The sequence below is a fragment of the Noviherbaspirillum suwonense genome, assembly GCF_900182955.1.
GTDB lineage: Bacteria > Pseudomonadota > Gammaproteobacteria > Burkholderiales > Burkholderiaceae_D > Noviherbaspirillum_A > Noviherbaspirillum_A suwonense.
Genome location: NZ_FXUL01000044.1, coordinates 1 through 22368, shown reverse-complemented (window position 1 = coordinate 22368; position 22368 = coordinate 1). Strand labels below are relative to the sequence as shown.

Annotated in this window: 25 protein-coding genes; 17 read left to right on the top strand and 8 right to left on the bottom strand. The window is 56.1% G+C overall.

Annotated elements, in window-relative coordinates; all coding sequences use genetic code 11:
• Positions 1-136, top strand: a 136-nt coding sequence (locus QOL82_RS28320; protein ID WP_283445673.1) for an IS3 family transposase, incomplete at its 5' end; no start/stop codon positions are given.
• Between the two features lie 110 nt (positions 137-246).
• Here QOL82_RS28320 and QOL82_RS28315 read toward each other — a convergent pair.
• From QOL82_RS28315 to QOL82_RS28295, 5 genes are all read right to left on the bottom strand, one after another.
• The gene (locus QOL82_RS28315) at positions 247-921 is read right to left on the bottom strand and encodes a TVP38/TMEM64 family protein (protein ID WP_283445671.1); all 675 of its coding nucleotides are present in this window, start codon (positions 919-921) and stop codon (positions 247-249) included.
• A 33-nt stretch (positions 922-954) separates the two neighbouring features.
• Complete coding sequence (gene lgt / locus QOL82_RS28310) at positions 955-1782, bottom strand: prolipoprotein diacylglyceryl transferase (RefSeq protein ID WP_283445670.1); 828 nt, start codon at positions 1780-1782, stop codon at positions 955-957.
• Positions 1783-1868: 86 nt separating this feature from the next.
• Positions 1869-2249, bottom strand: coding sequence for a cupredoxin domain-containing protein (locus QOL82_RS28305; protein ID WP_283445669.1), 381 nt, complete (start codon positions 2247-2249; stop codon positions 1869-1871).
• 9 nt (positions 2250-2258) lie between these two features.
• The gene (locus tag QOL82_RS28300; protein WP_283445668.1) at positions 2259-4775 is read right to left on the bottom strand and encodes a heavy metal translocating P-type ATPase; all 2517 of its coding nucleotides are present in this window, start codon (positions 4773-4775) and stop codon (positions 2259-2261) included.
• A 50-nt stretch (positions 4776-4825) separates the two neighbouring features.
• Positions 4826-5074: a DUF2933 domain-containing protein gene (locus QOL82_RS28295; protein ID WP_283445667.1), complete on the bottom strand. Its 249-nt coding sequence runs from the start codon at positions 5072-5074 to the stop codon at positions 4826-4828.
• A gap of 658 nt (positions 5075-5732) precedes the next feature.
• On the opposite strand from QOL82_RS28295, the gene QOL82_RS28290 reads away from it, so the two are divergent.
• From QOL82_RS28290 to QOL82_RS28215, 16 genes are all read left to right on the top strand, one after another.
• On the top strand, positions 5733-6191 hold the full coding sequence (locus tag QOL82_RS28290; protein ID WP_283445666.1) for a helix-turn-helix domain-containing protein: 459 nt from the start codon (positions 5733-5735) through the stop codon (positions 6189-6191).
• Positions 6188-6871 (top strand): IS630 family transposase, encoded by a 684-nt coding sequence (locus QOL82_RS28285; RefSeq protein WP_346772323.1) that lies wholly within the window; start codon positions 6188-6190, stop codon positions 6869-6871. Before QOL82_RS28290 ends, QOL82_RS28285 begins: the two co-directional genes overlap by 4 nt.
• 202 nt (positions 6872-7073) lie before the next feature.
• Complete coding sequence (locus QOL82_RS28280) at positions 7074-7484, top strand: MerR family transcriptional regulator (protein ID WP_283445665.1); 411 nt, start codon at positions 7074-7076, stop codon at positions 7482-7484.
• A gap of 76 nt (positions 7485-7560) precedes the next feature.
• On the top strand, positions 7561-7974 hold the full coding sequence (locus tag QOL82_RS28275) for a hypothetical protein (protein ID WP_283445664.1): 414 nt from the start codon (positions 7561-7563) through the stop codon (positions 7972-7974).
• Between the two features lie 232 nt (positions 7975-8206).
• A complete protein-coding gene (locus QOL82_RS28270; RefSeq protein ID WP_283445663.1) occupies positions 8207-8677 on the top strand; it encodes a copper chaperone PCu(A)C in 471 nt (156 codons plus the stop codon).
• A gap of 13 nt (positions 8678-8690) precedes the next feature.
• Positions 8691-9287 carry an SCO family protein gene (locus tag QOL82_RS28265; RefSeq protein ID WP_283445662.1) on the top strand — a complete coding sequence of 199 codons (597 nt, stop codon included), beginning with the start codon at positions 8691-8693 and terminating at the stop codon, positions 9285-9287.
• A gap of 5 nt (positions 9288-9292) precedes the next feature.
• A complete protein-coding gene (dsbD, locus tag QOL82_RS28260; protein WP_283445661.1) occupies positions 9293-11239 on the top strand; it encodes a protein-disulfide reductase DsbD in 1947 nt (648 codons plus the stop codon).
• Between the two features lie 37 nt (positions 11240-11276).
• The gene (locus QOL82_RS28255) at positions 11277-12182 is read left to right on the top strand and encodes a sialidase family protein (protein WP_283445660.1); all 906 of its coding nucleotides are present in this window, start codon (positions 11277-11279) and stop codon (positions 12180-12182) included.
• 4 nt (positions 12183-12186) lie between these two features.
• Positions 12187-12630, top strand: coding sequence for a c-type cytochrome (locus QOL82_RS28250; RefSeq protein WP_283445659.1), 444 nt, complete (start codon positions 12187-12189; stop codon positions 12628-12630).
• Positions 12631-12692: 62 nt separating this feature from the next.
• The gene (locus QOL82_RS28245) at positions 12693-13130 is read left to right on the top strand and encodes a DUF411 domain-containing protein (RefSeq protein ID WP_283445658.1); all 438 of its coding nucleotides are present in this window, start codon (positions 12693-12695) and stop codon (positions 13128-13130) included.
• A 79-nt stretch (positions 13131-13209) separates the two neighbouring features.
• Complete coding sequence (locus QOL82_RS28240; RefSeq protein WP_283445657.1) at positions 13210-13410, top strand: hypothetical protein; 201 nt, start codon at positions 13210-13212, stop codon at positions 13408-13410.
• Between the two features lie 44 nt (positions 13411-13454).
• Positions 13455-13877: a hypothetical protein gene (locus QOL82_RS28235; protein ID WP_283445656.1), complete on the top strand. Its 423-nt coding sequence runs from the start codon at positions 13455-13457 to the stop codon at positions 13875-13877.
• A 78-nt stretch (positions 13878-13955) separates the two neighbouring features.
• Positions 13956-14129 carry a hypothetical protein gene (locus QOL82_RS28230; RefSeq protein WP_283445655.1) on the top strand — a complete coding sequence of 58 codons (174 nt, stop codon included), beginning with the start codon at positions 13956-13958 and terminating at the stop codon, positions 14127-14129.
• A gap of 155 nt (positions 14130-14284) precedes the next feature.
• On the top strand, positions 14285-14623 hold the full coding sequence (locus tag QOL82_RS28225) for a DUF4148 domain-containing protein (protein ID WP_283445654.1): 339 nt from the start codon (positions 14285-14287) through the stop codon (positions 14621-14623).
• 547 nt (positions 14624-15170) lie between these two features.
• Complete coding sequence (locus QOL82_RS28220; protein ID WP_283445653.1) at positions 15171-15410, top strand: hypothetical protein; 240 nt, start codon at positions 15171-15173, stop codon at positions 15408-15410.
• 11 nt (positions 15411-15421) lie between these two features.
• A complete protein-coding gene (locus tag QOL82_RS28215; RefSeq protein ID WP_283445652.1) occupies positions 15422-16363 on the top strand; it encodes an NAD(P)/FAD-dependent oxidoreductase in 942 nt (313 codons plus the stop codon).
• A 200-nt stretch (positions 16364-16563) separates the two neighbouring features.
• Here QOL82_RS28215 and QOL82_RS28210 read toward each other — a convergent pair whose 3' ends face one another.
• The 3 genes from QOL82_RS28210 to QOL82_RS28200 form a co-directional block, all read right to left on the bottom strand.
• A complete protein-coding gene (locus QOL82_RS28210; protein WP_283445651.1) occupies positions 16564-18417 on the bottom strand; it encodes a glycoside hydrolase family 15 protein in 1854 nt (617 codons plus the stop codon).
• Positions 18418-18481: 64 nt separating this feature from the next.
• Positions 18482-19480: an SDR family oxidoreductase gene (locus QOL82_RS28205; RefSeq protein ID WP_283445650.1), complete on the bottom strand. Its 999-nt coding sequence runs from the start codon at positions 19478-19480 to the stop codon at positions 18482-18484.
• Between the two features lie 13 nt (positions 19481-19493).
• Positions 19494-22067 (bottom strand): SPW repeat domain-containing protein, encoded by a 2574-nt coding sequence (locus tag QOL82_RS28200; protein ID WP_283445649.1) that lies wholly within the window; start codon positions 22065-22067, stop codon positions 19494-19496.
• Between the last annotated feature and the right edge of the window lie 301 nt (positions 22068-22368).

The following is a 22368-nucleotide window of genomic DNA, read 5'->3' as shown; positions in this document are numbered from 1 at the left end:
ACGATACGAAACACGGGAGCAAGCCAGACTCGACATCGTGGACTGGATTGAAGGCTTTTACAACCGACAGCGCCTTCATTCTTCCATTGGCTACCTTACTCCGATGGAGGTTGAAAACATGTTGAAAGCTGCATAACCTGCTGTACGTGAAACCGAGGCAGGATCAGTACATCGAAATCTTCTACAACCGCCAGCGGCGTCACTCACGTCTTGGCTACGTTTCGCCAGCGCAGTTCGCTGAGAACATCAGCAAAACCACGCTGGCCGCTTGAAACGGCAGTGTCCATTATTGACAGTACACCTCATGACGTCATGCCATTCGGCGATTTGACCCAACTGAGTGCCAGCATTGACGCGGACTACCGTGCCTGGCAGCATGCCGAGCAAGCTTGCCCAGTAAAACGGCCAAATCCGCATCGTGGTTAACCCGACCAAAAGATTGACGATGAAGAATGGAAAAACAGGAACCAAACGTAACGTCAGTAGGTAGAGTACGCAGTCGCGGCTGAAGCGCTCGTTCACAACGTCGAACTGCGTGCGGAAACGATTCCTGACCCAGTCTTGGAGCAGATGGCGTGACACCAGAAACGCCATGGTGGCGCCGATTGATGCCGCAAACAAGACGATGGCAGTTCCAAGCCACATGCCAAACAGCACGCCACCGGCGAGCGTTGCGATGGTGGGGCCCGGTATCGACAATGCTGCAAGCAAAACGTATAGCAAAAAGTAGGCTCCGATTGCCTTCACTGGATTCTCAGCGCAGTACGCTTGAAACGCGTGCTGCTTGTCCTTTAAATAAGGCAAGCTCAGATACTGTCCGAGGTCTAAGGCGAAATACGCCACGATTGTTGCAGCTATCAGCACCAGGACAAGTATTTTCGTAAGTTTCATTAGTGCTTGGTTTCGTTTGGCAGTGTTCATTGCCTGCTGTCGAATCAAATTAAAACGCGTTTTCTACCTGTTCACCTGGCGAGTACCGAAAGGCTTTGGTCTATATGAGCGGTATGAAAGCACCAACATCAATACGCCGCCGATAATCATCGGCAGCGACAGCATCTGGCCGGCGGAGATCGTAATGCCGACGAAGTGCACTTCATAGTCGGGTGTCCGGAAGTATTCGGTGAAAAAGCGCGCGCAGCCGTACAGCAGCACGAACAGTGCACCGACCGCCAGCGGCGGGCGCTGCCTTTGCGCGAACAGCCAGACAATGACGAACACCAGCAGGCCGTCTATCAGCGCCTGGTAGATCGGCGACGGATGGCGCGGCAGATTGTCGATGTTGGGCCAGATCATGGCCCATGGCAGCGATGCATCGGCAACCCGGCCGGGCAACTCGGCATTGATGAAGTTGCCAATGCGGCCCGCAGCATAGCCGAGCGGCACCATCGGTGCGATGAAGTCCAGTACGTCGACGAAGCGGCGACCGCTCTTACGCGCCCACAGCCACATTGTGATCAGCACGCCGATAAAGCCGCCGTGGAAGGACATGCCGCCGTTCCAGACGGCGATGATCTCCAGCGGATTGGAAAGATAGTAGATCGGATGGTAGAACAGCACTTCGCCCAGGCGCCCGCCGATCACCACACCGAGCACCCCATAGAACAGCATGTCGTCGAGGTCTTGGCCCTTCCATCCTGCGGCGGCCATGTGTGGCTGCCGCGCCCGTACCCGGCCCAATACCAGGAATTGAATGAAGGCGACCAGATACATCAGACCGTACCAGTGAACTTTGAGCGGCCCGATAGAGAAGGCAATCGGGTCAGGAAGCGGGTGGATTAGCATCGATTAGCTCTTAAAAGATATTTGTGTCGCAGACAGGAAGCCCATCATGAATTGCCATGAATCTGGTGGAAATCTGGTCCGCTCTTTCAAACCCCAGTGACGACGAGTTTTCCTCGCATCATGTTCATGCCGCAAGTGAACGTAAATTCACCAGGTGTTTCGGGAGTAAACTCGATCGGCGTAGTCTCGAACGCAGGCAAGTGCTTGGCAATGCCAAAGTCGCCAAAAATGACTTGCTCGCTGCAGGAAGCGGTTTCATCGCGATAGAAATCCAAGCGAACCGGCTTTCCTTGCCGGACCACGATCACATCGGGCGAATAGCCGCCCTTGACCGTTACCCTGATTTCCTGAACGCCGCTTTCCGCCGTCTGCGCGCTGACGGCCGTGCGTTCCCCAAAAAAGTACCAAAGCACGAATGCGATCAACAGCAAGCCGCCAATGATGACACCAATTTCAGTTAGGTCCATCGGGTCCTCCTACAGTGAAGCTTTGAATCGGCGTAAGCGCAGACTGTTTGCGACCACCGATACGCTCGATAGCGACATGGCGGCGCTAGCAATGATCGGCGATAGCAGCCAACCGGTGATCGGGTACAACAGCCCAGCAGCAAGCGGGATGCCAAGCGTGTTATAGATGAACGCCCAAAACAGGTTCTGCTTAATCGTGCGCATGGTCGCGCGGGACAAGGCAATGCCGGTGACGACACCACGCAAGTCCCCTTTGAGCAAGGTGATATCGGATGCCTCGATGGCAACATCGGTGCCTGTGCCGATCGCAATGCCGATATCAGCCTGCGCCAGCGCTGGGGCGTCGTTGATACCATCACCGACCATCCCGACCACTTTTTTCTCCTGTTGCAGGCGCTTGACGACGTCCACTTTGCCTTCAGGCAGGACTTCGGCAAACACCCGTTCAATACCCACTTGCTTGGCAACGGCTTCGGCAGTACGTCGGTTGTCGCCAGTTACCATCAGCACTTCAAGGTTCAGGCGCTGTAGTGCAGCAATCGCTTCCTTCGATTCTGCTTTTATTTCATCGGCGACAGCCACTAGGCCGGCGTAGCTGCTGTCGATCGCGACATACATCGGTGTCTTGCCGTCGCTGGCAAGATTTGCAGCGATAGTTTCCGCATCGCTCGTTGTTACGCCATTTGCCATCATGAGTGCAAGGTTTCCGAGCAACAAGTGCCGCCCGTCGACGGTTGCAGTAATGCCCTGGCCAGTAACGGAGTTAAATGAAGTGGCATTGCTCAACGTAAGCCCGCGCTCCAGCGCGCCCTGCACGATGGCTTCACCCAACGGATGCTCGCTACCTCGTTCCGCTGAGGCGACGAGCCTGAGAAACTCTCCTTCGCCATCCGCCTGGAAGGCGGGTCCGATGATGACATCGGTCAGCGCGGGCTTACCTTTGGTGATCGTGCCAGTCTTGTCCAGAATAATGGCCTTCATTTTGTGCGCAGACTCAAGCGAGCCACCGCCCTTGATCAAAACGCCATTTTCGGCGCCTTTACCGGTACCGACCATGATGGCCGTAGGCGTTGCTAGCCCCAGCGCACACGGGCACGCAATGATGAGCACCGTAACGAACGGCACCAGTGCCATGGTAAAGCGTGTCTCGACCGGCGCTGCAATGAACCACACCACAAAGCTGGCAATGGCGATGCATAGTACGATCGGCGTGAAAATGCCGCTGATGACGTCCGCAAGCCGGGCGATCGGCGCCTTCGACCCTTGTGCATCCTGCACCAGGCGCACGATCTGCTGCAATGCAGTGTCCTTGCCGACCTTGATCGCTTCAAATCGGAAGGCGCCGGTCTTATTCAGCGTGGATCCGAATACTTCATCGTTGACTTTCTTCTCGACCGGCAAACTCTCACCAGTGAGCATCGACTCGTCAATGGCAGAGGTACCCTCAATGATCACGCCATCCACCGGGATCTTTTCACCGGGCCGCACGATCACGGTATCGCCCGGCACCACTTCCTCGACCGGAATGTCGGACTCCTGCCCATTACGCACCACCCGTGCCGTCTTGGCCTGCAAGCTCATCAGCTTGCGAATCGCATCCGAGGTTTGTCCCTTTGCGCGCGACTCCAGAAGCCGGCCAAGGAGAATGAGCGCGAGAATGACGGATGCCGCCTCGAAGTACACGGCGACTGGCATGGCTTCCATGCCAGCCGCGGCGCCGGCTGCAGCGCCGGCGAACCAGCCGGGCGCAATGGTCACGGCCGCCGAATAGAGATACGCCGCGCCTGTGCCAATGGCGATGAGGGTATTCATGTCAGCGGCGCGGTGCCGAAATGCGGCCCAGGCACCCCGGTAGAACTGCGCACCGCAGTAAAAAACGACGGGCGTCGTCAGGGCAAGCTGTAGCCAGTTCACTCCTGGAAAATTGAATAGCGCAATACGGCCATGAGACATGGCGATGACCAGCACTGGCAAAGACAGAATTGCGGCGATCCAGAACTTGCGGCGCAGTTCCTTATACTCTTCAGAGTGGCCGCCCGGAGCGAGGCCAGATTCGGAGGCGGTATCGGCAATCGTGTATCCGAACTCCTTGATGGCACTGCGGATGCGCGCGAGATCAATTCGATCGGACAGATACTCGACCTGTACGTTTCGGGTCGCAAGATTGAAGTTGGTTTTTACAACGCCTGGCAGTCGGTTCAGGTGCTCTTCCAACTGATGCGCGGAGCCAGACGGCCGCGCCGAGTCATCGACAACGAACCCCGCAGTGGCACTACCAACTGGCTCATAGCCGGTTTTCTTTACCTCTGCCATCAAGTCGCGGATGCCGACGCGGCTAGGGTCATACTCGACAGTAGCGCGGGCGCTGGCAAAGTTGACGCCAGCGCGCGCCACGCCCGGCATGCCGCCAAGCTGTTTTTCGATCCGGCGTGCGCAAGCGGCGCAGGACATGCCCGTAATGGGCAAGTCAACGCGTTCACGGTTTTCGGTAGGTTTAGTTTCGGTAAGCGGTATCAAGTTTGCCATGTCATCCTCGTAAAGCGGGTACGCCAGCAATCTGCCGCACCCGCGTTCCGTTAGTTAGTCTCTACATCCTTCTTTGGCAAAGGCGGCGCTGCCGTTGGGGAATTACCCGTCTGCGAACTGCAGCTTTTATTCATCATCTTCATGCAGAACAGCATCGAGATTGGACAGATCAGGAACGCCAGCGTCGGGGCCATGGCAACCAGCCAGGTGCGAACCTCTGGGAATGCAGCATAGGCAACACCAAAGCTGATCAACAAGGCGAGAGCCACTTTCAACATCGTTTTGGCAGCACACATCATGGGAAACTCCAGTCGGTAATAGTTAGTCACTTGGGATGCGGACGTCGACCGGCCATGCCGAAACTCGGACAGCCGGATCGGATTGATAGACAGGCGCAGGCCGGCCTACCGTCGAGTTCAAATGAGAGAAGGCGGGCGGTCGAGCAGCTCAGCTATGTGAGAGCTGGGAAAAGAAGAAGCACTCATCAGGGATGCGCGTGCCCAAGCTGCAGGGGGACGGCTGATTGCGCCAAGGAGAGATGGCAGACAGGTGCCGCAACCGTGTCCGAGTTGGCAAGCCGTGCTTGCGTTGTGCGTGCACGGCATTGCACAACCATCACAATCCATGTCGTTGATCGTATCGACCGAGTAGAAGAGTGGCTGGACGTCCTGGCAGACAGGCAAAGTCGTACCTCCCATGGCTGACAACGGCAGCCATGCCATCATGAAGACGAGGAGTATCCGCAGCCAAACGTGCTTTTTCATTGGAATCGTAGCTATTCCATCACGATGTCTCGTTCAACGTATTAGCATATGCCGGCCATGTATCGGCCGTTCATCATCCCCATCATGCTGCCATGCATGACCACCATGCCGACAAACGCCGCTAGTAGTCTGACACGGGGCATTTTTCGGTTTTGAAGCGATCTAACGGGAGGTTGGCGGGAAGGAGATCGCAATGAACCGGAAATATGTACTGAAATTGACGGCGGACGAACGCGGCTGGCTGGAAGGCATCGTGCGGACCGGCAAGTCGGCCGCCTGGAAAATCCGCCATGCCAACGCGTTTCTGAAGATGGATCGGGGCGAGCAGGGGCCGGGCTGGGAAGATGCGCGTATCGCCGAAGCCTTTGGCATGAGCACGCGCAGCCTGGAGAATTGGCGCAAGCAGGCAGTCGAAGAAGGTCCGCGGGAAGTGCTGGAGCGGTACTACCCGAGCCGGCCGCAGTGCCGCAAGCTCGATGGGCAAGCCGAAGCGCAATTGGTGAAGCTGGCGTGTTCGCAAGCGCCGGGGGAACGCACCGGCTGGACCTTGAATTTGTTGGCCAGCAAACTCGTGGAGTTGGAGGTGGTGGCGTCGATTTCGCGTGAAACGGTACGGCGCACGCTAAAAAAAACGACCTCAAGCCGTGGCTGAAGCAGCAATGGTGCATCGCGCCGGAGCACGATGCCGACTTTGCGTGCCAGATGGAGCAAGTGCTGGAAGTGTATTGCCGGCCATACGAGGCGCGTCATCCGGTCATTTGCATGGATGAACAGCCCAAGCAATTGATCGATCAGGTGCGCATGCCGGTGCCAGCCCGGCCGGGTGCGGCGGCCAAGGAAGATTTCGAGTATGTTCGGCAAGGCATGTGCGTGGTGTGGATGTTTGTCGAGCCGCTGGCGGGATGGCGTGCCACGCCGGTGACGCTACGCAAGACTGCGATGGATTGGGCGCATCAAGTGCGCGAGGTGGTCGAGGCACCGCGCTATGCACAAGCCGAACGGATCACGCTGGTATGCGACAACCTCAATGTCCACCGGCTGGCCTCGCTGTATGAAGCGTTTGCACCGGCGGAAGCGTTACGGCTGGCGCGCAAGCTGGAGTTGGTGCACACGCCCAAGCATGGCAGTTGGCTCAACATGGCCGAGCCGGAACTGAGTGTGTTGACGCGGCAATGCCTGGACCAGCGCCTTGGCCAAATGGAGCGGGTCAGTGAGCTTGCCCGAAAATGGGCAGAGGCGCGTAACCGGCGGCAAGCGGGAATTGACTGGCAATTCCGTACCGCCGATGCTCGGATCAAGCTGAAATACCTTTATCCGAAAATTGAAGTGTGACGGCCTACTAGAGCGAAGCCGCCAATGATCGCCAGCAAAATGACCAGGATTTTGAGTACGGGAAAATTACGTAGCATTGCGCTCTACCTCGGGAAGAACACTGGTTAGTAGTAAATTATTGCCTTTAGTTCAATGGACAACGAGGAACCTTGCGTCCACTATAGAGTCTGTACCCAACAACAGAGTCAAGGGTTTTTTACATATGGCTGAACTAGGAATGACGATTGGGCGGCTCGCCAAGGCTGCAAACGTTGGCGTAGAAACCGTGCGTTATTACCAGCAGCGGAACTTGCTGCCCGTTTCCGAGACCCTTTCGGGTGCGTATCGCATCTACTCGATCGACCTGGTGGACCGCATCCGGTTTATCAAGCGCGCACAAGAACTGGGATTTTCTCTAGAGGAAATCAGTATCTTTCTGCAATTGGGTGACGGGACGGATCGCCACGCAGTTCGCAGCGTGGCATCAGAACGGCTGATTCAAATACAGGAGAAAATTGCAGACCTAAAAAAGATGGAAGCCACGCTTTTCAGCTTGGTTCAGGAATGTAAAGAAACTGGGCAGGCACGGGCTTGCCCCATCATTGCCGCGCTGCGGGGTGGGCGCGACCATTAGAAAGGAATGACTAATTACAAGTGGACGTAACTCTGTGGTTGACAACGGATTGCGCGCCACTTATATTGCGGCGAATATGAAACGTTCCGGGCTCTCGCGATTTGTGACGGCGATTATTGCGCTGTTGAGCATGCTGTTCATGCAGCTTGCCTTCGCTTCCTATGCGTGTCCAGATTACCTCAAGAAGGGACCGGAACAGCAAGAACTCGTCATGTCCACTCAGGCTGCGATGCCGAGCACGGACGTTTGCATGAAGGCCGACCCGTCCCAGCCTAGCCTATGTAATGCGTATGGGCAGCAAGTCGATCGCTATTCTCTGGACAAGCCACAGAACCCACCGGTACAAGCGTTCGCTCCTGCCGGCTGGGCGCTTCCATTGCATCCCATCGGGCTGGGTGACCGCGCCACGCCTAATCCGCTTCAAACAGGAGCGCTTTCCCGCGCAACTGCACCACCGGTGGCCATTCGCCACTGCTGTTTCCGCATCTGATACTCCGGGCTGTCTGATCTGACATCGCTTTGCTGCGCGCTGGCGATGTCGCTCATCGTGCTCCCGGAGTCTCCATGTTTTTTCCTTTTACTTCGGCATTTACAGCGGTCTTTCGATTCGTGCATGGCGCTTTGCTGTCTGTCGCATCCGATGCGGTAGTCATCGTGGGCCGAATCTGCGCCGCACCCGCCCTCGTGCCGAGGGGGTGCAGCAACCAGAAAGGGAAGTTGTCTTGAATTATTTAAACCATGCGGCCCGCGCCATTTTCGTTGCCGCACTCGCATTGGGACTGAGCTTTTCGCTCGTCGCCAAAGGCGCTTCAGCTACACCGCCAGTACGCATATCGGATGCCTGGGCCAGGGCAACCGTGCCGGGACAGCCCGTCGGCGCTGCTTATTTGACGCTTTCCGCCGCTTCTCCAGTGACGCTCCTGCAGATTGAGACCGACGCTGCGAAGCAAGTGCAAATCCACGATATGCGGACCGTGGACGGCGTCATGCAAATGCGTGAACAACGGAACCTTGAAGTCGCGCCAGATCGACCCGTTGTCCTGGCGCCAGGTGGAATGCATCTGATGCTGCTGGACCTCAAGAAGCCACTCAAGGCGGGTGAGACCGTTCGTTTGACATTCACATTCGTCGACACGGCGCAGAAGAAGATTGCCGCAACTATCGATGTCCCGGTTCGGCCGTTTGGAAAGTAACAAGGAGCCGGACATGAAAGCGACTTACCAAAAACTGTTACTGGTCACCTTACTTCTATTGCTGGCTGCCTGTACCAAAACCGAACCCGTCACGCAGACGTTTTCGCTGGTAGATATCACTGGCGTTACCTGGGGCAAAGATTTCCGGTTATCCGATCACCATGGCGCGGTGCGGAGCATCGCCGATTTCAAGGACAAGGTAGTGATCCTAAGCTTCGGCTATACCAATTGTCCCGACATGTGTCCAACGACGATGTACAAGCTGGCCACCGCTATGGAAAAACTGGGACCGGATGCTAACCGCGTACAAGTACTGTTCGTCACGCTCGATCCCGACCGCGATACTCCAGACGTGCTGCAGCAGTACGTTCCGGCGTTTCACCCAGCCTTCCTGGGCATGTACGCAGACATGGAAACCACGGAAGCGACTGCGAAAGACTTCAAGGTCTATTTCAAGCATCAGAAGCCTGACGCCAGCGGTTTTTACACCGTGGACCACATGGGGCCAAGCTTCGTGTTCGACCCGCAAGGGCGGTTGCGATTGTTCATCAGCGACAGGCACGACGCAGATACGATTGCGAGTGACGTGCGCACACTGTTGAAATGGTGACCACCATGTCGAGCATCCGCGTCGTTGCTGTGTTTTTGCTGACTCTGCACAGCCTTGCGTCAGTGGCCGCTACCACGGATCGCGCACCGCTCCCATCAACCATCGCCGGTGCGGCCAATGCTGCCTCATCAGGCTTGAAAGGGCTGCTCGGCTATTTCAAATCGGAACCCGATCTGCTGCCTTCCGAGGAAGCCTTTGCCCTCAGCATGAGAGTGCTCGATCCGGCCACTCTGGTCGCCGAGTTCACGCCCACTCCCGGCTACTTTCTCTATCGCGATCGGATCCGTTTTAAAGTACTAGAGCCGGCCGACATCGTTATCAAGGAGGTGCTGCTTCCAGAGGGCCAGATAAAGGCCGATCCGACCTTCGGCAACGTTGCCATATTCCACCAGCCCTTTCGTGCCACGGTTGCCCTGCAGCGGCCGGCTGGGGCGGCTGCACTGCATCTTACGGTGAGTTACCAGGGCTGCTCGGATAAAGGCGTGTGCTATCCCCCTGTCGACAGGCAGGTTCTACTTACCCTACCTTCCATGACATCCGGTATCGGCACCGGCTCCCCGGCGGCCAGTCCCGTGGCTGCAGAGATGAAAATAGCCTCCGACAGAACCACCGCGACCTGGAGTAGAGAGACGGCCTCTAGCGCGCTGCCGGTCTGGCTCGATGCGAACCGGAGCATCGCCATGCTGCACCAGCAGCATATTGCTTGGATCCTGCTCGGATTTTTCGGGTTTGGGCTGCTACTGTCTCTCACGCCCTGCGTATGGCCGATGATCCCTATCCTCTCTGGTGTAATCGCCGGTCAGGGCCCGTCGGTGGGACGATCACACGCTTTTTGGCTATCGCTGGCGTACGTATTAGGCATGGCGGCGACTTATTCCATGATGGGCATTGCAGCCGGCTTAAGCGGCACGCTGCTATCGACGGCAATGCAAACGCCGTGGGCCATCGCGGCCATGGCGCTTCTGTTTGTGGCGTTGGCGTTATCAATGTTCGGCCTGTACGAATTACAGATGCCGGCATTCATGCAGAACCGGTTGCTCGGGACCGGACAGCAAACCGGCGCCCGTACGAGCATTGGCGTATTTACTACTGGGGCGGTGTCAGCCATCATCGTCGGACCATGCGTTGCCGCGCCGTTGGCCGGAGCGTTGCTCTATATCGGGCAGACACAGAATGTCATCCTCGGGGGCAGTGCCCTGTTTGCCCTGGCGCTCGGCAAGGGGGTGCCTTTGGTGGTGGTAGGCACATCTCTGGGCAGTGTGCTGCCGCGCTCAGGGCCATGGCTGAAGCAGGTAAAGGCGTTTCTGGGCGTATTGCTACTCGGAACCGCTATCTGGGTCGCTTTGCCGCTCGTAGGAACACCGCTTGGCATGGCGGCAGCCGGCGTGCTACTCGTCTGCTATGCCGTCTATCTGCGCGCGTTCGACGCCTTGCCTGCCGAGACTATGGGTTTTCGACGATTGACCAAGGGATTGGGCATGACCGGATTTTTGATCGGCGCTATCTACTTGGTCGGCGCCGCCAGCGGCAGCACCGATTTCTCCCGGCCGCTCGCGGGGCTGACTGCGGGTGTGCAGGGATCAACCCATGCGCCGTTGCCGTTTCAGCGCGTCGCAAGCCTGGCGGACCTTGAGGGGCGACTGCGCGACAGTGGGGGCCGTTACGTGATGCTCGATTTTTATGCCGACTGGTGCATTACCTGCAAGGAAATGGAGCAGACAACATTCTCCGATCCGGCTGTGCGGGACCGGTTGAAGAACGTCATGCTGCTGCAAGCCGACGTTACATCCAATTCAAGTCTGGACAAGCAATTGCTGTCCCGATTTCAACTATTCGGACCGCCGGCAATCCTGTTTTTCGATCCATCTGGAAGAGAAGTCGCAGGCACCAGGACCATCGGTTTCGTGGATGCCCCCAGGTTTGCCAGCTTGCTAGATCAAGTGCTTCGTTAACCATCGGAGCTGTTTAGGACCAAGGAGTAAAAGGACCATGCATATTTCTCAGAATACGACGCTCGAACTAGTTTCCAGGCGTTTGCGGCGTGCCGGCGTCGCCTTTGCCATCGGCGTGGCGCTCATCACCCAGGGCGGAGCCTATGCCGCAGGCCAGCAGTCCAGCGGTCTGTCCGTTAAGAGCAATGCCGTGGCGCTGGAATATCAGCCGGCGGCCAAGGCACTGGTGAAGGCGACGACGAAAGCCTTGTTTGTCAGTACCGATGAAGGTCTAAGCTGGACCGAGCGAGCGCTGCCACCGCCCTTGAAGGGCAAGGCCGTCAATATTGCGGCTTCTGCACGCGACGCCGGTCTGCTTTTCATTTCCGCTCCGGGGGCGGGTGTTCTGCGTAGCCGTGATGGCGGCAAGACTTGGAATCCAGTTAACAAGGGATTACCCGGCTTGCAGGTCACTGCGCTGACGACGCATTCCGAACAAGGCGGAACGGTCTATGCCTACGTTGTGGGGAAAGGCATTTTCCGCAGCCAGGACGCCGGTGCGCAATGGCGTCTGATGGATCGTGGCCCACGGCAAGGTATTAACGCATTCGTGCATTCGAGCATGCCCGGCAGCATGGAGACCGGCTGGTTGTTTGCCGCGACGGCCGACGGCGTCTGGCGTTCGATGGATTGCTTTTGCGGCTGGCATCGAGCGGGTGACACAAAGGGCAGCTTCGATGCCGTGACGTATGACCCTGCTCAGCCCGAGCGCGTATATGCCGCAGGCCACAGCGGGGTCATAATTAGCACCGACGGTGGCGAGCAGTGGTCAGCAATCACTGCACCCCCTGTCAAGGCGGCTGCCCTGGTCGCCAGCCCGGCTGGCGTACTTTATGCGGCTGGCAAGGATCGCATTTACCGTAGCAAAGACCATGGCGCCACTTGGGAGAGAGTGGATGCATAGCCTAATGATCGTTGCGACCGCTGCCGTGATGAGCACAGTACCGGTGCACGCAATTGCTGCGGGCGCGGACAAGGCCGATGTGCAGCAGGTGCAACATGGCCGACGCATCTATCAGCAGTATTGCGCCGCATGCCATGGCATCAAGGGTGAAGGCAAGCCAGGCTGGCAGCAGCGCGATGAGCTTGGTGAACTGCCACCACCGCCGCACGACGCCACTGGCCATACCTGGAAGCACGCGGATGGAATGCTCTACAAGACCATCCGCGACGGCTGGCGCGACCCGTTCAACAAAACCAAGCGGCTTACCATGCCAGCATTTGCCGGCGTTCTCGCCCCCGGTGAGATCCGCGATGTGGTGAAGTATCTGAAGACGCTCTGGACACCGGAGCAAAGGCGCATTCAACGAGAGGAAAGCCAAAAAAAGCCATTTCCCCCTGAAACAGGTTGACGTTGTGAAAAGCAGTGCAATCAAGCGAAGTTTTTTCATTTAAATAAACGAGGGTAGAAACCATGAACATCTGGACAAAAACATTGGCGGCGGCAGTGCTGGCCGGGTTGCAGTTGTCGGCGTTTGCAGCCGGGACCCCGGTCAAGCTGTACAAGAACCCGCATTGCGGGTGCTGTGACGTCTACGCAGATCATCTGAAGCAGAGCGGATTTGAAGTTGAGATGATCGACACCAACGACATGCAGGCAATAAAGGCGAAGTTCGGCGTTCCGGAAAAACTGGAGGGCTGCCACACCGCGACGATCGGCAACTACGTCTTCGAAGGGCTGATCCCAGCAGAAAACATCAAGAAGGTTCTCGCGGAAAAGCCACCGATCAAAGGTCTGTCAGTTCCCGGCATGCCAGTCGGTGCGCCAGGCATGCCGGGCAACAAGAAGGGGCCGATCAACGTTTACTACCTGAACGCATCGGCAACACCAAAGGTGTTTTCGACCTTTTAGAAGAAAGCCCGCAGTGCCGGCCAGTGCAGGGCGCTGACACGCGTACGGTACGTGCCAAATGGAAAATGAGGTGAATCCCATGAACGACCAGGAGCAGGCGCTTGGGGCACAGATTCTGTCCGCATTCCAACGCGCATATCAGGAGAACGAAATGGAAATCGCCGAACACCTGCTGCGGGCGCTTGAGGCGCTTGCCAGACAGGACGCGGATGGAGAGTCATTGGGCGAGACAGCCTATCTGATTCTCGGCCAACGGGATCGCTCGACGCCACATCATTGAGACAAACGGCGCAGGGCGGCGCGTTTTTTTCGGAGAGGAGAGCAATGCATCACAGCATCATATTCTTCGTAACAGAGCAAAAAGGCATCCGGTATATAGCGCATCAAGACTATGTACTGCTGGTACGCAATCAACGACCGATGCCAGAATATGCAAAGCAGTCGGTGCGGGTAGCGGATTGGTATGTCCGAACGTCGGACGCGGTGCCTGCCATAGTCGACAACGAGACCTACAGCATATTCAGCTTTGACGAGCAGGGGCTGCTAAATTGGTCAAGGTGCAGACAGGGCGTCAAAGCTAATCATGCACTCTACAAGGCACTGGACCAAGCTAGGGGAAGCAATTCGGACAAGGATAAAACAGTTGAGAGACTGCGCGCTGAAATGGGGGAGCAATTTACCTGGCTGCCTGACGCAGAAGAAGTGGCCACGATGTATCGGTTGCTCTCCAACGTTCTTTCTACTTGATATCCGATCAGATAAAAGAGGGGCCATGCTTTCGGCTCCTGAACGACGTCGACGTTTACCGCCGCGAGGCGCTGAGCATTGGATGAACTTCTTGCCGGGGAAGATAAGGTTATTGAGCTTGCCCCGGTTTTCTTTTCTCAGTCAGTGCTTCATGCTGCCCGTTGTTTTTGCCATTTTGCTGTTGCATCCAGCGTTCGAAGCATTACGCTGGAAACTGATAATCAGGTGTCGCCTTTTTCTATATTTTACTGAAAAGGCAGGAATGTCTAGCGAATTTGGATAATTCACGTTACAAAATTGTAATCCAATAGTCAGAGGTTTGTTCGCACATGCTCTTTATACTTTGCCTCATGAACTCGCGAACAAAGCGTTCCGAGCGCTAACATCTCCATTATCAGGGAATCAATATGAAATCGACTAAAATTTCAAGCGTCGTTATTCTTACTGCCGCATTGGCTGCTTTTAGTTCAGGCGCTTTAGCTTCAAACATAACAGATGTTCAATCTCCACGTGCAGTTAATCAATGGCAAGATATGACCGGCATTGGGTCAACGAAAACTCGCGCAGAAGTTCGATCTGAGTTGAGCCGCAGCCAATTGAAAGGTACGTCTGGACAGCAAGAATATGTCGATTATTCACGAGTAAAGACAGCCAGTGGTAATTGCTGCGCTCAAGCGAAGTCAGAAATTACGCAGTCGAGTGCCAATTCGGTTCTTCGCCCAGGTGATATTTATTACGGCGGATAAGCGCTTCGTTTCAAAAGGAATTTCAGTTCTAACGTTAGATAGTTAAGTTGGGACATGAAGGTAGATGTCTTAGTCACCTTTAAACGCACTGATGCGTTGCATGAGTGCGTTGCATGGGAAGGTCAGTTGATGCCAAGTAATTCCAGGCACCTCAATCGGCTATTCTGCTGTGATATCCCGTATGAAAACGCCGGCTGGCAGGTTGCCCCGAACTGAACGCAGCGTCCCAAGTTGTAGAAACTGACGACCTGGTCAGCGATGTCGATTCTGTATTCGGTGTGGTTAATATAGTTGCGTCGCCATAGCGTTTCATTCTAAATTTAAAGAAAAGTGTTTAGCAACAGCGTTGGACGAGTAGTTTCCCGAGCAGCGTATGTTGCAGATAAGGTCCTTGTTTGCTCAATGCGTTTGGGTTGAACTGCGGCGGCTTTTAAAGAAGTAGATTGAGGTGGATCGGGCTGCTTCTACCTGCGGGGTATGTTGCCGACAGAAGTTTGCTTCGATTTTCACGGGCCGAGATATAGCCGGTTGGTTTCATGAGGCGAGGATGAGTAGCCAGGCCATCTACTTCAAGAGGGCCAATTTCACCGCTTCCCATGTTTTCTTATGGCTGGTCGGCGCGCCGTTGTTACTCGACGGCATGTTTTCCAATGTGGCCGTCTGGAACAGCCTCGGTGTGGGAATCAGTCAGATCTTGCTTAGGATAATCGGCGGGATAAAACAATTTTACGGCGGACGGGGACGCTCTTGTTTCATGCCCTTTGCCGCTACATTCTTTTCATCATAAAGAAAAAGCATATGACTGATGTTGCCAAGGCCCTAGACCATGTAGACGTCATCATTGTGGGGGGTGGACCTGCGGGTCTCAATGCCGCGTTAGTTCTCGGAAGGTGTCGACGAAACGTGCTGCTGTTTGACGAAGGCAAGCCGCGTAACGCCGTATCGCATGCGCTGCATGGATTTCTTAGCCGTGATGGCATCGACCCGTCAGATCTACGAGAAATTGCAATTATGCAACTGGCGGTGTATCCCTCTGTGCAGGTCGATGAAGACCGTGTGGTAGACGCCATCAGGACGGATCATGGTTTTTTGGTGACCACTCGAACTGGACGGCGTGTTTGGGGCCGCAAGCTGCTGCTCGCTGCGGGGGTCGTGGACGACTTACCGAAGCAGCCGGGCTTTAGCGAGCTTTATGGCATCGGACTTTTCCATTGCCCTTATTGTGATGGTTGGGAAATGCGTGATCGACCTCTCGCCGCATATGGCCGGGGCGACAATAAAGGCGGTGGCTTGGCTCTCGAAATGACATTGTGGAGTCGCGACACGGTGTTGTGCACCGACGGACCTTCGGAGTTGAGCGATCATTACCGTCGGCGTTTGGAAATAAACGGCGTAGCTATTCGTGAAGAAAAAATCGTCCGCCTTGAGATTCATCACAGCGTTCCCTACAACGCTGAGTTCGATATTGTTTTTGAGACCGGGGCCCGTCTGCGCCGAGCTGCTATCTTCTTTAACACTGGCCGGATCCAGTCTACAGATCTCGCCGCGCGCCTCGGCTGTGATATGTACGAGCCTAACGGCTGCAAGGTCGATAATGACCAACAAATGACACACGTCCCAGGGCTGTATGTGGCCGGCGATGCGTCGCGCGATGTGTTGCAGGTAATTGTGGCTGCGGCGGAAGGCGTAGAAGCGGCAATTGGAATAAACAACGCGCTGCTTCGCGAGGATCTGCTGTGAGGCGCCATAGGCTGTCGTAAGGCAGGCGATATCCTATTAATATTTCCAGGCGCGATCGCGAAGTAAAAAGACCTGTGATCATTGGCGAAAATGGCTACACCTCCTTCCTTTGGCTGTAAAGCACAAAAATCGTAGTTGCGCCGCCGGGGCTTTTTTGCACACATCAAGCAATCCAGCACGTCGGCAGTGCCTCGGCTGCCTCACCTCCCGGAAGATCGTCCTCGTTCAGGTACCGGTTTGCCTGTAGCCTTCGTCAAGTTGACTGCGCTACGAATCAGCGCCAGATGGGTGAACCCCTGCGGATAATTCCCCAAAAGCTCGCCGCTGTGCGGATCGAACTCTTCCGAAAATAGCCGGAGGTCATTTCCGTGGCTAATTATCCTCTCGAAAATTTGCTGCGCTTCCTCGACCTGTCCGGCCAGCACCAGATTATCGACAAGCCAAAAATTACATAAAGCAAAGGCTGCTTCGCCTCCCGGAAGACCGTCTTCGTTCAGGTACCTGTAAACCAATCCCTGCGAGCTGAGTTGCTTGCGAATTTGAGCGACGGTCGAGCATACTCGTGGATCTGAAGCAGGAAGAAACCCGACCAGTGGGATTGTCAGCGCACTGGCGTCGAGCGCCTTGATACCAAATGCCTGCGTAAACGCGCCGAGTTCAACATCGTAGCCCTCGGTAAGAATGGCCTCGCGGATGTCGTCCCGCGTGCTCCGCCAGCGCTTGAGGTCGGCCGCCAGTTGCCCTTGCTCTGCCAGGCGGATGGCACGATCGAGTGCCACCCAGCACTGCAGTTTGGAATACAGATAATGCTGCCGCTCGCCACGCACTTCCCAAATGCCTTCATCGGGTTCACGCCAGCGGGCGGCGGCCTGGTCAGCAAGGTAACGTAGCACTTCCCAAAATTCTGGACGCGGCGGTCTCATGGCCTCATAGCAAAAATAGACTGCGTCGAGTAGTTCGCCATAAATGTCGAGTTGCTTTTGATCGGCCGCTGCGTTGCCGATTCGGACCGGACGCGAGCCGCGGTAACCATCCAAATGCATAAGCAGTTCTTCCGGCAGCTCACGGTTGCCATCGACGGTATACATGATCTGGAGATCACCGCAGCACTTGATGCATAGCGACTCGAGCCAATCGAAAAATGCATGGGATTCACAATGGTAGCCGGTCGACATCAGTGCCTGCAGGATCAGTGATGAATCGCGGATCCAGGTGTAGCGATAATCCCAGTTCCGCTCGCCGCCCACTTCCTCAGGCAAAGAGGTGGTCGGTGCTGCGATGATGGCCCCGCTGGGCCCGTGCGTCAGAAGCTTGAGCACCAGCGCGCTACGCTGAACCAGATCTCGATATGGCCCCCGATAAGTGCAACGGTCCGCCCACTCCCGCCAGTAACTTAGTGTTTCGGACAGATGGCGATCTGCGTCCAAAGCATATTCGCTTCGATCTGCAGAATCGGGACTGTAGTCCAGGTAGAAGTCGAGCCGTTCTCCGGCCTTGATTCGAAACCGCGCGCAGGCACTTGAGGAACCGTCTTCTAGTAGTGGTACCGGGCTGCGAAGCAAGAGAAACGCGCTACCGGTGCGGGCCAACGCTCCTTCCGGCAGCACTTCCATACGAGTCTCCGCACGACCGAAATCGAACGTCGGGCGAAACTCGATCTCTAATTCGGCTTCCCCCGACAGGCCTTCAACCCGTCGCAGGATACAGGTGTGTTCATATCTCGGATCGTCGCTATGCAGCACCGGCGCCGCGGCGATCGGCATGAAGTCCGTCAGGCGATATTGCCCGCTGGCGACCGAATAGGTCATGGTCAACACATTGGTCGCATCCACGTAGGCGCGGGAACAAGTGTAGCGCTCGCCTGGACCGATTCGGAACCGGCCGCCTTTTTTCGCATCAAGCATGCTGCAGAAGACCGCAGGGCTATCAAAGCGGGGGCAGCAGAACCAGTCCAACGAGCCGTTGCTGGCAATGAGCGCAGCAGTGCGGGTGTCGCCAATAATGGCGTAGTCCGCGATCGGACGGTAGAGGTCTTCGTTGTCGGGTTCGATCATCGGGTGCTCTCCTGTACCGATTGGCAAATTATCGTAGCGGGCGAGATGCCATTTTCTAAAACAATCAGGCCAGCAGCAAAAAAACGGCCGCGCCGGCAAATACCAGGAGGGCAACGCCCGTCAGCAGCGCTACGCGGTGGCGGTCCAGCCACGCTTGCAAACTGACCTGCACCGCACCGCGGTCGAATCGTCCGTGCGCGCCGAAATCCTTCTGCACGGGATGCATCAGGTTGTCCGGTCTGTCCTGCCTAACCGGCTCGTCCGTTTGCTGAGACTGGTAGCCGGTCCGGGCCAGATAGCGGTCGATCAGGCCGGGAATAAACTTGTTCGCCCACACCGCGCCGACCGTAGTGATGCCGACCAGCGATTCACGCCGGTCGTTATGGGCGGACCAGTAAATAGCGCGCGCAATGCCTTCCGGCTGATAGATCGGCGGCACCGGCTGCGGCTGATTCGGCATGCGCGAACGGATCCATTCAAACTGTGGCGTGTTGACGGCGGGTAGATGCACCATGTTTAACCGGATGTTGCGGTTTTTATGGATCAGCTCGCAGCGCAGCGATTCAGTAAAGCCCTTGATGGCATGCTTGGCGCCGCAATACGCCGATTGCAAAGGAATGCCGCGGTACGCGAGCGCCGAACCCACCTGCACGATCGTGCCATTGTCTCGTGGCGTCATCCGGCGCAGTGCCGCCAAGGTTCCATGCACATAACCCAGGTATGTCACCGCCGTCACGCGGCTAAATTCTTCCGCCGTCATATCGATGGCCGGGGAAATCATAGACGCCATGGCGTTGTTGATCCAGATATCAATGGGGCCGAACTCGGTTTCAACATATTCTGCGGCGCGCTCGATCGCATCGGCATCGGCTACGTCGGCAACCAGCACCAGAGCACGACCGCCCAGTTCTTCTACTTCCTCCTTGGCACGTTCAAGCGTTTCCCGATTGCGGGAAAGCAGCCCGATCCATGCGCCATGCCTGGCGAACTCCCGAGCGACCGCTCTACCTACCCCTGCTGACGCGCCGGTGATAACGACGACTTTATGTTGTGCTGTTGGCATATTGTATTTTTAGTCAGACAAGATAGCGATCCCACCCTGCATACGCGTTCTTTATCGTGCCGCGTGGTAATGCAAGCGCGATAAGGACAATTCCCGTCAACATGCTATTCCACATTGCGGTATTCGACGCAATACCATCCAGCAGCCATGGCGCACCGAGCAACCACAGGCCGAATGCGACGTTGATGAAGCGTACCGGACGCCCGACTTCGGCCATTGCCATCACGCTGAACGTGACTACCAGTGAACCGACCAGATGATCGCTGTTGGCCATTGGTCCTGATGTATCGAAAGCCAACCGCGTGAACATCAACCAGACGCCGAGCACAGTGCTGACGAGCAGGGTCCATGGCAGAGTGACGCCGTCAACCATCTCGCCAATCATCTCTGCGTAGCTGCCGCGAAATTCCTTCGCATTGTCTTCGCTTCCGCCATCCATCGCGCCACCCATCCAGAACACCCGCCACAGCGGCTTGCCTTTGCGTTTTGCATCCAGCACGAACTGTCCCATCGCAACGAGTTCATCCAACGAATAGGGAATCATGATCACCATGGCCAGTGCCGCGACGAGACACAGCGTACACCAGGTGCCGATAGCGATCGGCTGAATGACGATAAAGAAAATGCTGACACCGCCAAGCGGAACGACCAGAATGCCAAACATCAGCACCATCCAGGGCATCGTGCGCCATCGCCGCTTGTCACCCATTACAGCCATCAGGATTTCAACCATGTACGCAACTCCACCGAGGCCGGCATCGGGAATCGGCCAAGCCTTTGACATCTCAGAGGTGATAATTGTCATGGTGCCGGAGCCGAAAAATGGATCCCAAGCCTGATCGATATGACCCAGCTGATAGGCTGTCAGATAGCGGGAAATTAGAAAGCCGACCAGACCCATGGCAGCAATCGGTATTCGTTGCATCCAGGTCGACGGACAATAATTCCATCCGGGCGGAATGTCAGGCTTGCCCATCATGCCTTCCATGCTCATACCCGGCATCATCGGCACTAGCACTGAAAATGCAATCACCAGTGCGCCGACCAGGGTATCGTTGTTGTACGCGATAGGAAGCGGCGTCCAGAACACGAGGGGTGCCAGCAGCAGCCAGAAACCCGCCGTGGCGTTGGCCCACTGTGCCCAGGCAAAGCGCCGCTTCGGCGAGATCGAGAGCAGGCTGAAAATAACGATGAATACGCCGCTGATGACGTCGCTCCATGTCATCAGCAAATTGCGCGTTTCCGGCGAGGAAAGTCCCCGGTCCAGCATCACCCGCATCGTTCCGGGATCAGGCGTGTGCGTACTCAAATAGCCGAGTGCGAAGGGGCCGGTAATCAGCCATAGGCCAAGTATCAGGTTGAGAAAGTGCGGCCATAATGTAGCGAGATGTTCATCGACAAGCATCTTCTGATCGTCATGCGATCCCATGTTTATCGACCTCTCGGCATGCTGCGTGTCTGAATGCGGGTTTTCCGGGTGGTCGTCCTGTCTGACGGCAGCCGATTTCGTTGAGGCCTCCTGCGCTTGCAACACATCCGGCAAACGCAATTTGTTAATCCGGTACCAGGCAACCGGGTCGGCCTTCAGCCTACGTACCATTTCAGGCAACGTGTCGATCAATCGGCGCTCAGGCTCCCAGCCAAGCAGTGTGCGTGCGCGGCCGATATCGAGCTCGTAATGGTCATCGGCCCGGTCGATCATCCATGGCTTGATGAACGGTTCCTGGTCTTCCGGCAGCGCAAGTTCTTCCAGCCAAGCGCCGGTTTTGGCAACGGCTTTTGGTATCTCGCGGGTTTCCCATTCTTCGCCATGGAGCAGACGGCCGAGTTCGCGCTGCATCGCAGCGTAGCTGACGGTTTGCGGCTCGCCGATCAGCAAGGTCAGTTCGGGAGCGAGCTGCCTGCGCCGCTCGACCACGCGAGCAAACGCGTCGACCAAGTCATCCCGGTGCACAAACGCCGGTCCATGCGTCACGTCTCCCGGGAAAACATGGCTAATCAACTGACGTTCGTGAATCCGTTGAATCTGTGTCGCAATCGATGGCACTCGGCAATCTTCGCTATACACGCCGGCCAGGCGCAGATTGACATAGGGAATCTTCCGATGATGCGCTGCAATGACTGTTTCGGTCTCGGCTTTGGATTGGGGATAATCCCATGTTGGTTCAAGCGGCCAATCCTCGTCGATTGGCCTGCCAGGTTCGGTGGGCTTGTATACCAGCATGGTACTGGCAAATACGAATTGCTCGACATCGAATTTCTGTAACGAATCCAGCAGATGCTGTGTGCCAAGGACATTCACAGTGTAATATTTCGGACTTGGTTCTCCAGTAAAACTGTAATAGCCGGCGAGATGGATAACGGACGCAATCCGATTGCCGAATTTCTGTCTGACGCCGTTCAGTCCCGCTTCAATGCTTGCTTGCGACTCCATATCGACCGCAACGCAATACGCAGGCCGGGCAGGATAGGGCGGGCCGGGATCATCGAAGCCGGCGATTCGGTATCGGGCTGCAAGGCGACGAATCGTCGCCGTGCCGATATTGCCGCTGCTGCCGGTTATAATGACGACGTCAAGCTCATCCATATCGGCTCCGGTGTTGAATTGTTGGGCTTTTGACTATAAGTACTTTGCCTCGTTCTTACGTTGTGACGTCTGAATCGCTACGCTCACTACTTTATTGCACCTTGCTGACTATTGGCTTTATATACTGCGAACGCTATGGATATTGGATACGGCTATAAACAGTTTTAACTAATCCTGGTCTAGACAATTAATAGGACGAGTCTTAGGGCTACGCTGAACAAGTAAACGGATTACGACAGAAACGCGTTATAGAGGCCAATAACAACGACCGCGGCAACGACCAATGAAACAGCAGACTCTG

What these genes read in the sequence shown, in the direction of transcription:
- QOL82_RS28265 (WP_283445662.1), top strand. Translation starts at nt 8,691, where the DNA reads ATGAAAGCGACTTACCAAAAACTGTTACTGGTCACCTTACTTCTATTG.
- QOL82_RS28205 (WP_283445650.1), bottom strand. Translation starts at nt 19,480, where the DNA reads ATGCCAACAGCACAACATAAAGTCGTCGTTATCACCGGCGCGTCAGCA.
- QOL82_RS28220 (WP_283445653.1), top strand. Translation starts at nt 15,171, where the DNA reads ATGAGTAGCCAGGCCATCTACTTCAAGAGGGCCAATTTCACCGCTTCC.
- QOL82_RS28315 (WP_283445671.1), bottom strand. Translation starts at nt 921, where the DNA reads ATGAACACTGCCAAACGAAACCAAGCACTAATGAAACTTACGAAAATA.
- QOL82_RS28200 (WP_283445649.1), bottom strand. Translation starts at nt 22,067, where the DNA reads ATGGATGAGCTTGACGTCGTCATTATAACCGGCAGCAGCGGCAATATC.
- QOL82_RS28290 (WP_283445666.1), top strand. Translation starts at nt 5,733, where the DNA reads ATGAACCGGAAATATGTACTGAAATTGACGGCGGACGAACGCGGCTGG.
- QOL82_RS28300 (WP_283445668.1), bottom strand. Translation starts at nt 4,775, where the DNA reads ATGGCAAACTTGATACCGCTTACCGAAACTAAACCTACCGAAAACCGT.
- QOL82_RS28305 (WP_283445669.1), bottom strand. Translation starts at nt 2,249, where the DNA reads ATGGACCTAACTGAAATTGGTGTCATCATTGGCGGCTTGCTGTTGATC.
- QOL82_RS28245 (WP_283445658.1), top strand. Translation starts at nt 12,693, where the DNA reads ATGAACATCTGGACAAAAACATTGGCGGCGGCAGTGCTGGCCGGGTTG.
- QOL82_RS28215 (WP_283445652.1), top strand. Translation starts at nt 15,422, where the DNA reads ATGACTGATGTTGCCAAGGCCCTAGACCATGTAGACGTCATCATTGTG.
- dsbD (WP_283445661.1), top strand. Translation starts at nt 9,293, where the DNA reads ATGTCGAGCATCCGCGTCGTTGCTGTGTTTTTGCTGACTCTGCACAGC.
- QOL82_RS28225 (WP_283445654.1), top strand. Translation starts at nt 14,285, where the DNA reads ATGAAATCGACTAAAATTTCAAGCGTCGTTATTCTTACTGCCGCATTG.
- QOL82_RS28295 (WP_283445667.1), bottom strand. Translation starts at nt 5,074, where the DNA reads ATGATGTGTGCTGCCAAAACGATGTTGAAAGTGGCTCTCGCCTTGTTG.
- QOL82_RS28280 (WP_283445665.1), top strand. Translation starts at nt 7,074, where the DNA reads ATGGCTGAACTAGGAATGACGATTGGGCGGCTCGCCAAGGCTGCAAAC.
- QOL82_RS28235 (WP_283445656.1), top strand. Translation starts at nt 13,455, where the DNA reads ATGCATCACAGCATCATATTCTTCGTAACAGAGCAAAAAGGCATCCGG.
- QOL82_RS28210 (WP_283445651.1), bottom strand. Translation starts at nt 18,417, where the DNA reads ATGATCGAACCCGACAACGAAGACCTCTACCGTCCGATCGCGGACTAC.
- lgt (WP_283445670.1), bottom strand. Translation starts at nt 1,782, where the DNA reads ATGCTAATCCACCCGCTTCCTGACCCGATTGCCTTCTCTATCGGGCCG.
- QOL82_RS28240 (WP_283445657.1), top strand. Translation starts at nt 13,210, where the DNA reads ATGAACGACCAGGAGCAGGCGCTTGGGGCACAGATTCTGTCCGCATTC.
- QOL82_RS28250 (WP_283445659.1), top strand. Translation starts at nt 12,187, where the DNA reads ATGATCGTTGCGACCGCTGCCGTGATGAGCACAGTACCGGTGCACGCA.
- QOL82_RS28255 (WP_283445660.1), top strand. Translation starts at nt 11,277, where the DNA reads ATGCATATTTCTCAGAATACGACGCTCGAACTAGTTTCCAGGCGTTTG.
- QOL82_RS28275 (WP_283445664.1), top strand. Translation starts at nt 7,561, where the DNA reads ATGAAACGTTCCGGGCTCTCGCGATTTGTGACGGCGATTATTGCGCTG.